The 14928-nt window shown below is 71.6% G+C and carries 14 protein-coding genes; 7 read left to right on the forward strand and 7 right to left on the reverse strand.

Translation table 11 applies throughout. The features are described 5' to 3' along the window. Nucleotides 1-11 precede the first annotated feature (11 nt). Entirely contained in the window at nt 12-2144 is a 2133-nt protein-coding gene (locus OHU35_RS00850; RefSeq protein WP_405504173.1) for a SpoIIE family protein phosphatase, read from the reverse strand. A gap of 157 nt (nt 2145-2301) precedes the next feature. Here OHU35_RS00850 and OHU35_RS00855 point away from each other — a divergent pair, with 157 nt between their 5' ends. Further along, on the forward strand, nt 2302-3030 hold the full coding sequence (locus OHU35_RS00855; protein WP_405504175.1) for an ankyrin repeat domain-containing protein: 729 nt from the start codon (nt 2302-2304) through the stop codon (nt 3028-3030). A gap of 7 nt (nt 3031-3037) precedes the next feature. On the opposite strand, the gene OHU35_RS00860 is transcribed toward OHU35_RS00855, so the two are convergent. Further along, nucleotides 3038-3220 carry a hypothetical protein gene (locus OHU35_RS00860; protein WP_189729744.1) on the reverse strand — a complete coding sequence of 61 codons (183 nt, stop codon included), beginning with the start codon at nt 3218-3220 and terminating at the stop codon, nt 3038-3040. A 224-nt stretch (nt 3221-3444) separates the two neighbouring features. On the opposite strand from OHU35_RS00860, the gene OHU35_RS00865 reads away from it, so the two are divergent. The 3 genes from OHU35_RS00865 to OHU35_RS00875 all read left to right on the forward strand — a co-directional run bounded on the left by OHU35_RS00865 (nt 3445) and on the right by OHU35_RS00875 (nt 7656). Then, a complete protein-coding gene (locus OHU35_RS00865; protein WP_229873417.1) occupies nt 3445-4257 on the forward strand; it encodes a chitosanase in 813 nt (270 codons plus the stop codon). Nucleotides 4258-4349: 92 nt separating this feature from the next. Beyond that, entirely contained in the window at nt 4350-5336 is a 987-nt protein-coding gene (locus OHU35_RS00870) for a DMT family transporter (RefSeq protein WP_359896242.1), read from the forward strand. 58 nt (nt 5337-5394) lie between these two features. Continuing rightward, nucleotides 5395-7656, forward strand: a complete 2262-nt coding sequence (locus OHU35_RS00875; RefSeq protein WP_405504177.1) for an MMPL family transporter — start codon at nt 5395-5397, stop codon at nt 7654-7656. Nucleotides 7657-7666: 10 nt separating this feature from the next. Here OHU35_RS00875 and OHU35_RS00880 read toward each other — a convergent pair whose 3' ends face one another. The 4 genes from OHU35_RS00880 to OHU35_RS00895 all read right to left on the reverse strand — a co-directional run bounded on the left by OHU35_RS00880 (nt 7667) and on the right by OHU35_RS00895 (nt 12338). Further along, nucleotides 7667-8434, reverse strand: a complete 768-nt coding sequence (locus OHU35_RS00880) for a sulfite exporter TauE/SafE family protein (protein ID WP_189729750.1) — start codon at nt 8432-8434, stop codon at nt 7667-7669. Between the two features lie 172 nt (nt 8435-8606). After that, complete coding sequence (locus OHU35_RS00885; protein WP_405504179.1) at nt 8607-10589, reverse strand: DUF1996 domain-containing protein; 1983 nt, start codon at nt 10587-10589, stop codon at nt 8607-8609. A 264-nt stretch (nt 10590-10853) separates the two neighbouring features. Next, nucleotides 10854-11540 carry a lytic polysaccharide monooxygenase gene (locus OHU35_RS00890; protein ID WP_359896245.1) on the reverse strand — a complete coding sequence of 229 codons (687 nt, stop codon included), beginning with the start codon at nt 11538-11540 and terminating at the stop codon, nt 10854-10856. A gap of 165 nt (nt 11541-11705) precedes the next feature. Beyond that, nucleotides 11706-12338, reverse strand: coding sequence for a GNAT family N-acetyltransferase (locus OHU35_RS00895; protein WP_405504182.1), 633 nt, complete (start codon nt 12336-12338; stop codon nt 11706-11708). A 79-nt stretch (nt 12339-12417) separates the two neighbouring features. Between OHU35_RS00895 and OHU35_RS00900 the strand changes: the two genes are divergently transcribed. Then, nucleotides 12418-12723, forward strand: coding sequence for a hypothetical protein (locus tag OHU35_RS00900; protein WP_405504184.1), 306 nt, complete (start codon nt 12418-12420; stop codon nt 12721-12723). Between the two features lie 87 nt (nt 12724-12810). Continuing rightward, the gene (locus OHU35_RS00905) at nt 12811-13887 is read left to right on the forward strand and encodes a YihY/virulence factor BrkB family protein (protein ID WP_189729757.1); all 1077 of its coding nucleotides are present in this window, start codon (nt 12811-12813) and stop codon (nt 13885-13887) included. A gap of 5 nt (nt 13888-13892) precedes the next feature. Here the strand turns inward: OHU35_RS00905 and OHU35_RS00910 are convergent, their stop codons facing one another. Beyond that, on the reverse strand, nt 13893-14345 hold the full coding sequence (locus OHU35_RS00910; RefSeq protein WP_189729759.1) for a flavodoxin family protein: 453 nt from the start codon (nt 14343-14345) through the stop codon (nt 13893-13895). Between the two features lie 95 nt (nt 14346-14440). On the opposite strand from OHU35_RS00910, the gene OHU35_RS00915 reads away from it, so the two are divergent. After that, the gene (locus OHU35_RS00915; protein WP_189729761.1) at nt 14441-14890 is read left to right on the forward strand and encodes an SRPBCC family protein; all 450 of its coding nucleotides are present in this window, start codon (nt 14441-14443) and stop codon (nt 14888-14890) included. The last annotated feature ends 38 nt before the right edge of the window (nt 14891-14928 follow it).

Below are 14928 nucleotides of genomic sequence, written 5' to 3' on the forward strand. Positions count from 1 at the left end.
GGGCAGCGGCCTCAGGCCCGGTGGCCGTCGGCGCGGTACGCGCGCAGCAGGAGCACGGCGATGTCGTCGGTGTGCTGTCCGGTGGGCGTCGTGTGGTGGACGAGCCGGTCGATGAGCCGTTCCAGGTCGTGGCCGTCGGCGGCGTCCAGCTGCCCGGCGAGGTCGGACGTGGTCCGGGTGGCGTCCGTGCCGGGGAGCTCGACCAGGCCGTCGGTGTAGAGGGCGAGGGTGGTGCCGGGGAGCAGGGGCGCGGTGGTGACCGGGTAGTGGCCGCCGGTGTCGATGCCCAGCAGCGGGCCGGGCTCGACGTCGAGGACCGCGGCGGGGCGGCTGGTGTGCCGCAGCAGCGGCGGCACGTGTCCCGCACTGGCGAAGGCCACCTGGTGGCGGGCCAGGTCGAGATGGGCGTAGAGGCAGGAGACGAGCAGTTCGGAGTCGAGGTCGGCCAGGAGCCGGTTGGTGCGCACGAGGACCTCGTCTGGTGCCGCGCCCGCGGTGGCGTGGGCGTGGATGGCGGTGCGCACCTGGCCCATGAGAGCGGCGGCGGCGATGCTGTGGCCCTCCACGTCGCCGATGACTGCGGCCGCGGTGGTCTCGTCCAGGCGCAGGAGGTCGAAGAAGTCGCCGCCGACCTCGATGCCGTGGCCGGCGGGCAGATAGCGGGCGGCGACGTCGAGGCCGGACAGGTTCGGCAGGGCCCTCGGCAGCAGGGCGCGCTGCAGTTCGTGGACGAGACGGTGCTTGGTGTCGTAGAGCCGGGCGCGGTCGAGGGCCTGGGCGATCAGACCGGACAGCGAGGTAAGGACGGCGCGTTCGTCGGCGGTGAAGGTGTGCGGGTGGTCGTAGGACAGGATGCAGCAGCCCACCGGCCGGCCGGAGATGATCAGCGGCAGGAAGGCCCAGGCCTGTTTGCCGCTGATCTGGGGTGCGCCGGGGTAGTTGGCGGCCAGCTCGGCCGGGTCGGTGAAGAAGGCGGGCGTGCCGCTGGCGAGGACCTGGCCGGCCGGGGTGAGGTCGGTGTCCAGCGACAGTGCGTCGAGCCGTTCCATGACGTCGGCCGTGTAGCCGTGGTAGCCGGTGATCTTCAGACGTCCGGCCTCGGCGACGGACAGCACGAGGCCCTGGGCGCCGAAGGCGGGCAGGATCTGGTGGGCGCTCAGCGCCACGAGGTCGCGCACGGTCACCGCCTCGGCGAGCGCGGCGGCCAGGTGCACCAGTTGGTAGAGGCGTCCCGTCGGTGCCGCCGCGGGGCTGCGCGCGGCAGCGGGCGGTGACGGGGCCTCGGTCCGCTCTCCGCTCGGGGCGACGCGGACACTGATGCCGCTGGTGTCCGGGTAGAGCTGGAAGGTGAGCCACAGGTCGGGCGGGCGGAGCGCGGTGAACGACACGGGTGTACGGCTGACGACCGCCGTGCGGTAGTGGTCCTCGTGGACGGGGTCGTCCAGCCAGGGCAGGGACTGCCAGGGCCGGGTGCCGAGCAGCCGGTCGGCGCGGCGGCCGAGCAGGCGGGCCGCGGTGGCGGTGGCGAAGGTGACGCGGCCCTCCAGGTCGAGGGCCAGGGCGCCTTCGGGGAGGCGTTCGAGGTAGTCGGCGGCGGCCAGGCCGGTCTGCGCGGGGTGGTGTGCGGATTCGACGGGGACGATGCGCGGCTGGTCGGGCAGGACGGGTGGCCCTGCGGCGTCGTCCAGCAGGCGGGCCATACGGCGGGCGCTGGAGGTGATGTGGCCGCGTTCGCGTGGCGAGATGGTGCGCGGCCGCACGGCGGGCCACATCAGCACGATGCCGCCCCAGCGGCGCCGTACGCCGGTCAGCGGGACAGCGGTGAGGGCGAACGGGTAGGGCAGGACCGCGGCGGCCCGGGGGTAGCGGCGGGCCATCTCCTCCTGGCTCTCGATACTCACCAGCGCGTCCTCGTGGATCGCGTCGGCGACCGGGACCGGCGCGGTCAGGGGCAGCCGCTGCCAGGGGGCGCTGAACGCGATCGGCAGGCCGCACAACGCGACCAGGCGCAGCACGGGCTCCGCCTCCTCGATCAGGTACAGGCCGCCGATCGAGGCTCCGGTTCCGCGCACGGTGTCGGCCAGCGCCACCCCCAGGGCGTCCAGCGACCCGGCGCCCCCGGGCGGCTCGTTGCTCGCGGACATGCTGTCCTCCCGCTCTTACCCGGACGCTACGCCTCGCGGGGCCTGTGGGCATGTCGTCGGGCAGGACTGCGCGGTGAGTGCTACGGGCACGGAGCGTGGTGTGCGGGGGCTTCGTCGGACAGAATCGGAAGCCCTGGACGGCGATCGGGAGGCCGGCTTGCAGACGCTGACATCACAGGATCCGCTCGCCGTCGCCGTCACCGGAGCGATCCGGGCCGGCGACCTGCCCGGGCTCCGGAAGTTGCTCGCCGACCATCCCGGTCTGACCACGGCACGCATCACCGAGCACGGCGAGGACGGCAAGGGCACCCGCAGTCTGCTGCACATCGCGACCGACTGGCCCGGTCACTTCCCCCACGGTCCCGAGGTCGTCGCCGCCCTGGTCGCCGCGGGGGCCGATCCCGACGCACGCTTCGGCGGTGCGCACACGGAGACGCCGCTGCACTGGGCCGCCAGCAGCAACGACGTGGCCGTCCTGGACGCGCTCATCGCCGCCGGGGCCGACATCGAGGCTCCCGGGGCGGTGATCGGCGGCGGCACTCCGCTCGCCGACGCCCGCGGGTTCGGCCAGTGGCGCGCCGCGCGCCGGCTCGTCGAACACGGCGCCCGCACCACCCTCCAGGACGCCGCCACGCTCGGCCTGCTCGACCGGGTGCGGGACTGCGTCGAGGCCGGGGAGCCCCCTTCGCCCGACGAGATCACCAGCGCCTTCTGGGGCGCCTGCCACGGCGGGCAGCTCCCCACCGCGCGGTATCTCCACGGGCACGGCGCCGACGCCGACTGGTGCGGCTACGACGACATGACACCGCTCGACATCGCCCGCGCCCATGACGCCGACGATGTCGTGCGGTGGCTGCGCGACCTGGGCGCGAAGAGCCGCTCGTAGGGTCGCGTCACAGGCAGTAGCGCACGAGCCACTCGTCCTGGTTGTAGGCGGTGCGCGCGGGGTCGGGGGCGCCCGCGGCTTGTTCCTCGACCATGTCCTCCACGCGCACCGGCTCCGGCAGTGCGCCGAAGCGGGCCCGGCGTGCCGCTGCCTCCGCCTCGCTCCCCTGCTGCGACGTCGCGTCGTCCACCGCGATTCCCCTCTCTCGCCGGCCTCCGAGACCGATCGGCCTCCCCAGGCAAAGAGTTGACGTGCGGGGCGGGCTCTTGGTTCCCGTGGCGGTGCTCAGCCGGCTCGTTCGACCCTACGAACTTCGCCTCTGACGGTTCCAGGGACACGCGGACAGTGATAGGAAACCTTCCTATCAGTTCTGCACGGCCAGCTCTCCCCACCCCCACTCTGTCTGGAGGCCCCGTGAGACACCCGACCCCGCGCCGCACCGCCCTGGCGTTGTTCGGCGCCGCCCTCGCCGCCGCCCCGTTCCTGAAGCCGCCGCACGCCACGGCCTCCGTCCGTGCGATCGGCCTCGACGACCCGGCGAAGAAGGAGATCGCCATGCAGCTCGTGTCGAGCGCGGAGAACTCATCGCTCGACTGGAAGGCGCAGTACCAGTACATCGAGGACATCCGCGACGGCCGCGGCTACACCGCGGGCATCATCGGGTTCTGCTCCGGCACCGGCGACATGCTCGACCTCGTCGAGCTCTACACCGGCCGCAAGCCCGGCAACGTCCTCGCGAAGTACCTGCCGGCGCTGCGCGAGGTCGACGGTTCCGACTCCCACGACGGGCTCGACCCGGGCTTCCCCGGCGACTGGCGCCGGGCGGCCCGTGACGCCGCGTTCCGGCGGGCGCAGGACGACGAGCGCGACCGGGTGTACTTCGGCCCGGCGGTCCGCCAGGGCAAGGCGGACGGGCTGCGGGTGCTCGGCCAGTTCGCGTACTACGACGCCATCGTCATGCACGGCGACGGCAACGACCCCCTGAGCTTCCGCAACATCCGGGGGCGTGCGCTGCGCACGGCGAACCCGCCGGCGTGGGGCGGTGACGAGGTGACGTACCTCGACGCCTTCCTGGACGCGCGGGTGTGGGCCATGAGGCAGGAGGAGGCGCACAGCGACACGAGCCGGGTCGACACGGCGCAGCGCGTCTTCCTGCGCAAGCGGAACCTCGACCTCGACCCACCGCTGGACTGGAAGGTCTACGGCGACAGCTACCACATCGGCTGACCCTCAGGCGGCGGCCCGGGCCGGATTGGTCCACCAAGCCGGCACGAGAGTGGACCCCGAGCCGGGCCGCCGCGCTGCCTAGCGTCGCCGGTATGAACGTCACCACCACGCGGGGAACCCTGCTCGCCGCGTTCGCCTGCGTCCTCGTCGGAGCGTCCTTCACGGCCAACAGCGTCCTGGGCGAGTACCCGTACGCGGGCGGCCAGTTCCTGCGCTACGGGCTGGCCTGTCTGCTGCTCCTGCCCCTGGCCGGGAAGGGCTCGACCGCCCGGCTGAGGGCGCTGACGCCTCGTCAGTGGGTCCGTCTCATCCTGCTCGCCGCGGTCGGCATGGTCGGCTTCAACCTGACCGTCATCGCCGCGGAGCGCACAGCGGAACCGGCGGTTCCCGGCGTGTTCGTGGGCTGTGCGCCGGTGGTCGTCGCCGTGCTCGTGCCCCTCCTGGACGGGCGCGGGCCCAGGCGGGCGGTCCTGTACGGGGCGTTGCTCGTGGCCGTCGGCGCCTGCGCCGTCCAGGGCTGGGGTCGCACCGACGGCGCGGGCCTCGCCTTCTCCGTGTGCGCCCTGGCGGGAGAGGTCGGGTTCGCCGTGCTCGCCGTACCCGTACTGCGGCCGCTCGGGCCCCGGTTGCTGTCCGCCACGGTGTGCGCGGTCGCCGCGCTGGAGTCGGCGGCGGTCGGTGTGCTGGTCGACGGGGCCGGGTGGCTGCGGCGTCCGGACACCGCCGAGGCCGCCGCGCTGCTGTGGCAGGGGGTGGTGGTCACGGTGGTCGGATTCGTGTGCTGGTACATGGGCATGCAGCGGATCGGCGCGGAACGCGCCACCCTGTTCTCCGGGCTCATCCCGGTCGCGGCGGCCGGTACCGCACCACTGGTCGGCACGGGGTCCTACGGTCTGGCGCAGGCGGCGGGCAGCGCGCTGGTCGGCCTCGGCGTCGCCTTGGGGTCCGGGGCACTGAACCTGACCTCGGCGCGCCGGCGCATCGGTGGGCGAGCCCGCCGCGCCGCCCCGATGGCCACCTTTCGGGGGAACGACCGTCCGGAGTGGCAGGGCGCCCGCGCGCCGGAAATGCCGGAGTGATCCCCCGCGCATCTAATGGACGGCACCCGATGTCTCAGCCGACACAGGAGCCACGTAGATGCCGCACTCCCGCACCGGTGAAGGGGACAAGAAGACCGCGCGTGCGGGTCTGCTGCGGCGCCTGGGTGAATGGTGCGCACGCCACTTCGGGATCGTCATCGGGGCGTGGCTCGTGGCGCTGGTGGCCCTCCAGGTCGTCAACCATGTGTCCGGGGGTGCGTACTCCGACAACTTCTCCCTGCCTCAGGCGCAGGCGCAGAAGGGCCTGGACGTGCTGAAGGAGCACGATCCGCAGGCCGGCGGCTACAGCAGCCAGATCGTGCTGCACGACGACAGCCAAGCCCTGACCGCGCTGAGCTCGCAGATGTCCACGACGGTCGCCGACCTGGAGAAGCTCCCGCACGTCCTGTCGGCCCAGAACCCGCTGTCCGCCCCGGGCTCGTCGTCGCAGCAGTCGCAGCCGAACGTCGGGCCGTTGTCGGACGACAAGAAGACGGCGTACATCACGGTCCGTTTCAACGTGCAGCCCTCGACCCTCGGCGCCGGATACCTGACCGGCGTCGACACCGCCGTACAGCCGCTGCGTTCGGCGGGAGCGGAGGTCGAGTACGGCGGGCCGCTCGGCGAACTCGCGCGGCCGGCCGCCGACGACCGGGTGAGCGAGCTGATCGGGTTCGGCGTGGCCGTCATCGTGCTGCTCGTCGGGTTCGGCAGCGTGATCGCCGCCGGCATTCCGCTGCTCACCGCGCTGATCAGCGTCGTCGGCGGTCTCGCCATCCTCGGGTTGCTGGCCGCCGCGTTCACCTTCGCGACGGTCTCACCGACCCTGGCCACCATGATCGGCCTCGGTGTCGGTATCGACTACGCCCTGTTCATGATCACCCGCTACCGGCAGAACCTGATCGACGGCGCGGACCCGGTGCGGGCCGCCGGGCAGGCCGCGAGCACCAGCGGCCACGCCGTCCTCGTCTCCGGCTGCACGGTGATCATCGCGCTGGCGGGCCTGTCCGCGTCCGGGGTTTCCTTCATCTCCCTGCTCGGTCTCGCCGCCGCCGTCACCGTCGTCTCGGCGGTCATCGGCGCGCTCACCCTGGTACCGGCCCTGCTCGGCCTCATCGGCCGGCACATCGACCGCTACCACGTGCGCCGCCCCGTCGCCGAGACCGACGCCGAGGCGGGTGAGACGCCGCAGGGCACCTGGCACCGGTACGCGCAGCGGGTGGAGCGCAGGCCGCTGTGGTTCCTGTCAGGGGGTGTCGCCGTGATCGCGGTGCTCGCGATCCCGGTGTTCTCCATCCAGCTCGGCCACATCGGCGACGGCGCCGACCCGACCTCCTTCACCGACCGGCGGGCGTTCGACCTGATGACCGACGCCTTCGGGCCCGGGTCCAACGGTCCGCTCACCGTCGTCATCGACCAGACGGACGTACCGGACTCGCAGCGCGACGATCTGGCCTCGCGGGCCCAGACCACGCTCGACTCGGTCGAAGGGGCCGCCGCCGTCACCCCCCTGACGCCCACCCAGGACGGGGACGTCCTGGTCGGCACGGTCTACTCGACCAAGTCCCCGCAGAACGCCGCGACCACGGACCTGACCAACCGTCTCGTCGACGACACGCTGCCGGACGCCGTCCAGGGGACGGACGCCAAGGGGTACGTCACCGGTACGACGGCGACACAGGTCGACTTCCGTGACATCGTCGCCTCCCAGCTCCCGGTGATCATCGCCGTCGTGGTGGGCCTGGCGTTCCTGATCATCCTGGCGGTGTTCCGGGGGCTGCTCGTCGCCGTCAAGGCGGCCGTCCTGAACGTGCTGTCGATCGCCGCGTCGTACGGCGTGGTCGTCGCGGTGTTCCAGTGGGGCTGGGGCGGGCCCGCGCTCGGCGTGCACGGCAAGGTGCCCATCGAGAGCTATGTGCCGATGATGATGTTCGCCATCATCTTCGGCCTCAGCATGGACTACGAGATCTTCCTGCTGTCCCGCGTCCACGAGGCGTGGCGGCGCACCGGGGACGCCAAGGCGTCGGTGGCGCACGCCCTGGAGATCACGGCCCGGGTCATCACGAGCGCCGCGCTGATCATGGTGAGTGTGTTCGCGGCGTTCATCATCAGCGACAACATCGTGGTCAAGATGCTCGGGCTGGGGCTGGCCGTCAGCGTGCTCATCGACGCCAGTGTGGTGCGCCTGCTGATGGTGCCGGCCGTGATGACGCTGCTCGGGCCGCACGCCTGGTGGACTCCGCGCTGGCTGGACCGGGTGATGCCCCACATCGACGCCGAGGGGGAACCGAAGGAGGCGGGCGCCCGTCCGGCGCCGTAGCGAACCGGCCTCAGTGGAGCACCAGGTGCACGAGGGCGACGGTGCCGACCGACACGATCAGGGTCCGCAGGACGGCGGGGCTGAAGCGGCGGCCCGTCCTGGCTCCGACCAGGCCGCCCAGCGCGGACCCGGCGGCGATGAGGACGACGGCCGTCCAGTCGAACTCCGCGAAGAAGAGGAAGAGCACGGCGGCGACGGTGTTGACGACGGCCGCGAGCACGTTCTTCACGGCGTTCAGCCGCTGGAGCGTCTCGTCGAGCAGCATGCCCATCAGGGATACGTAGATGATGCCCTGCGCTGCCGAGAAGTAGCCGCCGTAGACGCTGGCGAGCGTCAGCCCCGTGAACAGCAGCGGGCCGCCGTCGGGACGGGCGGTGCCGCCGGTGCGGCTGCGGCGGCGGCGCACTCGCTCGGCGATGAGGGGCTGGCAGGCGACCAGGACGAGGGCGAGACCCACCAGGGCCGGCACGATCCGCTCGAAGGCCGCGGCGGGCAGGGTCAGCAGCAGCACGGCGCCCGCGAGGCCGCCCAGCACGGCACCGATGCCGAGCAGGAGGACGCGCCGTCCCTGGCCCCGGAGTTCCTCGCGATAGCCGATGACCGCGCTGATCGAGCCGGGAACCAGGCCGAGCCCGTTGGACACGGTCGCCGTGACCGGAGGCAGTCCGGTGGCGAGCAGCACCGGGAAGGTGATCAGGGTTCCCGAGCCGACGACGGCGTTGACGGCGCCGGCGCCCGTACCGGCCGCGAACACGGCCGCCATCTCCCAGGGCGTCACGCCGCGACTCCGCCGCCGGCACCGTGTCCGGCGTTCCAGGTGCTGTCCATGGGGTCACGGTAGAGGGTGCGCACTTCGGGGTCGGCCGAAGGGTGCCGGACTGCGGAGAACGGCGGCGGGATCCGAGGAGGGATCCCACCGCCGTTCCCGGGCATGTCAGGGCGTTGCCGTGTCAGGTGCGCCTGGCGCGGCGGAGGACCACGAAGCCCGCGATGACGAGTACGGCACCTGCCGCGGCCGGCCAGAGCTGGGCGCCGGTGTCGGCCAGGTTGCCGCTGCCGATCGCCTGGGGCTCGGTCCGGGGCGGGGCCGCCGGGGTTGCGGCGGCGCTGGTCGCCGTGCCGACGGCCTGGGACTGGCCGAGACCGTCCGCGTCCTCGCCGGTGTCGTCCTTCGCGCCGCCCTGTTCACCGGACTTCGCCGAGGGCGTCGCGTACACCTCGGCTTCGTCGGCGGGCGAGTCGCTCGGCTCCGGTGCGGGGGCCGGCTTGTCCGTCGCCGGCGGCCTGGACGCCTCGTCCTTACCGTCATCGCCCGTGTCGCCGGGCTTGCCGCCCGCGTTGCCGTCCTGCGGGGCGTCCGGGGTGCGGGTGGGCTGCTCCTGCGGAGCCTCGGGGGTCTTCGTCGGCTCCTCGCTCGGCTCCTCGCCCGCCCCGGGCTCCTGACTCGGCTCCTCGCTCGGCTCCTGACCCGGCTCCTCACCCGGTTCGGCTTCCGCTCCGGCTCCGCACTTCCTGCCGTCGTTGATGCAGTCGACCACCTCCCCCATCAGGTCCTCGTCGAAGACGTTGATGAAGTCGCCGTGGTCCGTGACCGGCTTGTGCAGCTGCTCGGGGAAGGAGTCCACCGCGAAGAGCGGTGTCGTACGGCCGCCGTCGTTCAGGCTCGGCGCGTCGACGTCGTAGACGATGCGCTGGACCAGCTGCGGAATGGGCCGGAAGCCGGACGGGCACACGCCGGAGGCGTCGGCGAACGCCACGTGGGTGCGGTGGTTGGCGCTGTCGATGTTGCGGCCGTCCCAGCAGCTCTGGAACTTGAAGGAGCGCACGACGTCGCTGCCCTTCGGGCACAGCGGGTACTTGTCCTTCAGCTGCCGGTCCTCGAAGCCGGTGCAGCTCCAGGAGGCGTTGGCGTTGGCCGTGCCGTTGACGAACGACTTGGCGTCGCCGGTGATGATGCGCAGCAGCCGCGGCATGGCCGTGACCTTGTCGCGCGGGTTCCCCACGAAGTCGAGCGTGACCTGCTTCGGCGTGACGATCGCGCCGGCGTTGCCCTCGATGCCCCCGCCGGGCGAGTCGGCGTCCTGCTCCTGGGTGCCGTTCTGCACGCGCAGGACGGGCCAGTAGTAGGAGGACTTGTCGCCCTGGTCGTCGCAGCTGGTCTCGGCGTTCGCGAGGTCCTGGTCGCTGGCGAAGGCGTTGTTGGCCTGGTTGCCGACGTAGTCGTGGAAGTGGTGGGCGCCGTTGGTGACGCCCGGGGCGGCGATGATGTTGTCGGAGTTGAACAGGCCGTTCTCGTTCACGCCGCAGCTGGTGGCGAAGGTGCCGCGGGAGGCGTTGCCCTTCTGGCGGGGGCTGTTCACGTTGGGCTGGACGCTGGTGATGTCCGCGAAGTCGGCGGCGACCGGTCCGTTGCCCGCCTGTCCGCCGTTGTTGCCCTGACCCTCGCCGTTGCCCTGCTCCTGGCCGCCCTGGCCCTGTTCCTGGCCGGGCTGCTCCGCGCCGCCGCCGTCCTGGCCCTCGCCCTGCTCGGGAGCCTGGTTGCCGGACTCCCGGACGGTGCAGGCCGCGAGGGCGTCGAGTCCCTCGGGGCGGTCGCCCACCCGGTCGATGGCGATGGCGATGCGCTCGAGGGTCGCGCCCCGCTTCTCCTTCAGCGGGTTCATGATCGCGTTGTCGGCGAAGCCGGAATCCTGCTGTATCTGTTGCGCCGATTCGCTCAGCCGCTGGTAGGCCTTGGCGATCTGCTCGTCCAGAAGGGCGAGTTCCTTGTCGACCTCCGCCCTCGCCTGTTCGGGGACCGAGGTCAGCCGGCTGCCCACGTCGGGGCAGTCGATCGTGGCGCCCGCGGTCCGCACCCCCGTACCGGACCGCGTCTGGGCGGGCTCACCGCCCGAACCGCCGTCCGTGGCCGAGGCGTAGACATTCGCCGCCATCAGGCCGCCTCCGCCCAGCATCAGCGCGACTGCGGCGAAGGTCGCGCGCCGTGGGCCTGTAGGGCGTCTTCGCGTATTGCGTGCCAAGGGTGCTCTCCTGCGCTTGAGGCGTGCCGGGCATGAAAATCCCCTCGCCCCATACGTGCGGGAGCTCCGGAGCGTTCAGCCGCCCCGGAAATTCTTCGAGAACTCTCAGAAAGCATGCACAGCCGTACCCCGCCGGACTCGCCCCGTCCGGCGGGGTACGGCAGCCGAAGCGGCAGGTCAGCGGAAGTTCACGTCACTGCACAGGAAGTAGGTCTGGTCCATGTGCGACGCCTGCCAGATCGTGTAGACGACATGGCGGCCGCTCAGCCCTGAAGTGCTCACGGGGATCTCGTAGTTCTGACTGGGCCCGTACTTGCCGGTGCGAGTGACGAGCCGGAGGTCGTTCCAGGTCAGCGGCTGGGTGGCAGGGTTGAAGCCCTGCCGCGTGACGTACACCAGGAAGTAGTCGGCGCCGTGGCTGGCCTGGTCGTACAGCTTCACGGTGAAGTTGTTGCCGATGTCCGTCGTCTTCCAGGCGCCGACCGTGTCGAGGGAGTTGTACCGGCCGCCCTCGGTCCGGCCGCCGCTGCACAGCTGGCCGTCGGGCACCACGGCCTGGAAGTTGCCGCCGGAGCCGTTGCGGTACAGGCCGTTCCAGTTCCACATGGCGTTCGCGTCGCTCCGCCACGCCTGCCAGCACATGGGGTCCTGCTGGGCCATGGCGGGGTTGAGGTGGTCGTTCCCCCAGCGCAGCCAGCAGCCGTAGTTGCGGGATGCCGGGTCGACGACCGAGCCGTGGGCGACGGCGGTGCCGCTCCATGGGATCAGGCTGAGCAGCGCGGCCACCAGCACGCTCAGGGCGAGTGTCAGACGGGTCCTGACCGGACGGGATCCGCCTTGATGGACATGACCATGACAATCCATGATCTCCTGCTTTCGGTGTGGGGGTTGGTGCCTTACGTGGGGAGTGCGGGATCGCGTGGGAGCGCTCCCGCACTCCCACGCTGCGCCCGATGGCACGGGTCGGCAACGCACGATTGCGCCACTTCCGTAGCTCCTGGCGCGATCGTGGCGTTCGACGGGCGACTGTCAGAGCCGGTCGAGTTCCTTCGTGGTGCGGCCGAGATAGGTCGCCGAGCCGGGCTCCGGAACGTCGATCTCGCGGAACCCCAGGCGGTCGTAGAAGGCCCTGGCCTCGGTGTTGGCGGTCGCCATGGCCAGGTGGACGGCCAGGACTCCCCTGTCCTGGAGCGCCCCGAGGAGCGTCCGCATCAGGTGGCGTCCGTGGCCCCGGCCCTGCCAGTCGGGCAGCAGGTCGATGTGCAGATGCGCGGGATACGCGGCCAGTTCGGGCACCACCATCCGTTCGGGGTGGTGCAGCAGGTGCGCCATCGCCTCGTCCGGAGTGTGCGGCGGCTCGGGCGGTTCCGGGTAACGCCCGGCGACCAGGGGCAGCCACGTGGTGCGGAACTCCGCGGCGAACCGCGGGGTGTCGGCGGAGCCGAGGATGTAGCCGACCGCACGCCCCTGGCCGTCGTCCAATACGAAGGCCAGTTCCGGCTCCAGACGGACGTAGGGAGCCGCGAAGGTCGCAGGGAAGATGCCCGGGTCCGCGTAGTGGGGGCGGCTGTCCTGGCCGGCGTGTGCGGTGCGGATGCAGATGTCGTCGAGGGCCGAACGGTCCTCGGGGCTGTAGGGGCGGATGGCGGGGGACGTGGTCATGTCGGCATCGTGCACGCTGTGGGAGCGCTCCCTCAACCCGCTGTGACGAGGTGGTGCGTGCGCCGGACTGCAGCTGTACGTGCCGCGGGAGGAGACCGAGGATCTCAACGCGCTGGTCCGAGCGTCCTGGTTCAGCCGCGCCCCGAAGCGGCTCGCCGCGTCCCTCGCCGCGGCGGAGGCGGCGGCCGACGCCCCGGGCGGCGACCTGCCCGTCGGCATCGACCGGCCCGCGACGCAGGCCCTGGTCGGCGCCGGCGTGACGACGCTGAAGCGGGTGGCCCGGCACTTCCGGGCGGAACCGCCGGCGCTGCACGGGGTCGGGCCCAGGGCCGTGCGGGTGCTGTCGGAGGCGCTGGAGCAGCGGGGGCTCGCCCTGCGGGGTTGATGTTCCGGCCCTGGGCGGGTGACGCCGACCTGCCGGGCGCGGCCGACGGGTCCGCTTAGGGGCCCGGACCGGGGTTACCCGGCTCGCATGGTGAAGCTGCATATTCCAGGACGAAAAGAACATCACGAGAGCGAGGCTCCGCCTTCGGAGCCGTCGGAGAGCCCTCGGCCGGCGCCCGGGACGGCCGGTCCGGGACCCGAAGTGGAACGCGCGGCGCCGGACACGCCGAGTGAACTGCCCCGGACGTCGTGGGGTGCGGTGCTGAAGGGGAGCCTGCGGGAGTTCAAGAAGGACGAGCTGACCGACCGGGCCGCGGCGCTGACGTACTACACGGTGCTTTCGATCTTCCCGGCGCTGCTGGTGCTGGTGTCGCTGCTGGGCATCACCGGCAAGTCGACCACGGACAAGGTCCTCGAGAACATCCAGCAGTTCGCTCCCGGCGCGGCGCGGGACATCATCACCCGGGCCGTCGAGCAGTTGCAGGGCAACGCCGGCATCGGCTCGCTGATGGCCATCGTCGGTCTTGTGCTGGCGGTGTGGTCGGCCTCCGGCTACGTGGCGGCGTTCATCCGCTCCGCCAACGCCGTCTACGACATGCCCGAGGGGCGGCCCGTGTGGAAGGTGCTGCCGGTGCGGGTGGGTGTGACGGTGGTGCTGATGGTGCTGGCCACGATCAGCGCGCTGATCGTGGTCTTCACGGGCGGGCTGGCCCGTCAGGCCGGGACCACTCTGGGTATCGGCGACACCGCGCTGACGGTGTGGTCGTTCGCGAAGTGGCCCGTTCTGGTCGTGCTGGTCACGATCATGATCGCGATTCTGTACTGGGCGACCCCGAACGCCAAGGTGAAGGGGTTCCGCTGGATCACGCCGGGCAGTGTGCTGGCCCTGCTGATCTGGCTGGTCGCGTCGGCGGGCTTCGCCATCTACGTGGCCAACTTCGCCTCGTACAACAAGACCTACGGCACGATGGCCGGTGTCATCGTCTTCCTGGTGTGGCTGTGGATCACCAACCTGGCGATCCTGCTGGGCCTGGAGTTCGACGCGGAGACGGTACGGCAGCGGGCCATCGCCGGTGGGCATCCGCCCGAGGACGAGCCGTACACCCAGCCGCGTGACACCCGGGCGTGGGACGAGGAGGACCGGCGCCGGGTGGAAGAGACCTGACGGGTTCAGCCCATGAGTCCCGCGGCGACCGTCGCGCCCAGTTCCCAGCAACGCTCGACGTCGCCCTTGTCCGGCTCTCCGGTCACGGTCACGGCCTCGGCGGTGCGGCGCCAGCCGAGGCCCGTCGTGATCGACTCGATGCCCCGCACCGCTCCGGTGACGTCGTTCCCGCCGTGCACGTAGTAGCCGAAGGGCCGGCCGCGCGTGGCGTCCAGGCACGGGTAGTAGACCTGGTCGAAGAAGTGCTTGAGGGCGCCGGACATGTAGCCGAGGTTCGCGGGGGTGCCGAGGAGGTAGCCGTCGGCCGCGAGGACGTCGGAGGCGGTGGCGGACAGCGCGGGCAGGCGCACGACCGTGACGTTCTCGATCTCGGGGTCGGTCGCCCCGGAGACGACGGCTTCGAACATCGCCTGGCAGTTGGGCGAGGGCGTGTGATGGACGATCAGCAAGGTGGCCACGGCATCCGACCTTACAAGTCGTGAAGAGCATGAGTGCCCGGCGCGAGATCTGGTACCCGTCCGTCGCTCTCCGTACGAGAAAGGGAGGTACCGCCTTGTCACAGGTAGAGGAATCCATCGAGGTCCGCGTCCCGGTGCACACGGCCTACAACCAGTGGACCCAGTTCGAGGACTTTCCCCGGTTCATGGACGGCGTGGAGCGCATCGAGCAGCGCACCGACACGCTGACGCACTGGGTGACGAAGGTCGGCGGCCAGGAGCGGGAGTTCGACGCGGAGATCACCGAGCAGGTTCCCGACGAGCGCGTGGCCTGGACGACGGTGGGCGGCGAGGCCAGGCAGGCCGGTGTGGTCACCTTCCACCGCATCCAGGACGACACGACCAAGGTCATGCTGCAGTTGGAGTTCGACCCCATGGGGCTGACCGAGACCGTGGGCGACAAGCTCGGGTTCGTCAAGCGGCAGGTCTCGGGTGACCTGCGGCGGTTCAAGCAGTTCATGGAGACCCGTGGCTCGGAGACGGGCGCCTGGCGCGGCGCGGTCTGAGCCGGCGACAGATGGCGGCCGCCACCACGCGCAGTGGT

It is taken from the genome of Streptomyces purpurascens, from assembly GCF_045040895.1.
Lineage (GTDB): Bacteria > Actinomycetota > Actinomycetes > Streptomycetales > Streptomycetaceae > Streptomyces > Streptomyces purpurascens.

Coding starts and splice junctions, on each gene's coding strand:
- OHU35_RS00850 (WP_405504173.1), bottom strand. CDS start 2,144: ATGTCCGCGAGCAACGAGCCGCCCGGGGGCGCCGGGTCGCTGGACGCC.
- OHU35_RS00870 (WP_359896242.1), top strand. CDS start 4,350: ATGAACGTCACCACCACGCGGGGAACCCTGCTCGCCGCGTTCGCCTGC.
- OHU35_RS00875 (WP_405504177.1), top strand. CDS start 5,395: ATGCCGCACTCCCGCACCGGTGAAGGGGACAAGAAGACCGCGCGTGCG.
- OHU35_RS00885 (WP_405504179.1), bottom strand. CDS start 10,589: ATGGCGGCGAATGTCTACGCCTCGGCCACGGACGGCGGTTCGGGCGGT.
- OHU35_RS00890 (WP_359896245.1), bottom strand. CDS start 11,540: ATGGATTGTCATGGTCATGTCCATCAAGGCGGATCCCGTCCGGTCAGG.
- OHU35_RS00895 (WP_405504182.1), bottom strand. CDS start 12,338: ATGACCACGTCCCCCGCCATCCGCCCCTACAGCCCCGAGGACCGTTCG.
- OHU35_RS00905 (WP_189729757.1), top strand. CDS start 12,811: ATGGTGAAGCTGCATATTCCAGGACGAAAAGAACATCACGAGAGCGAG.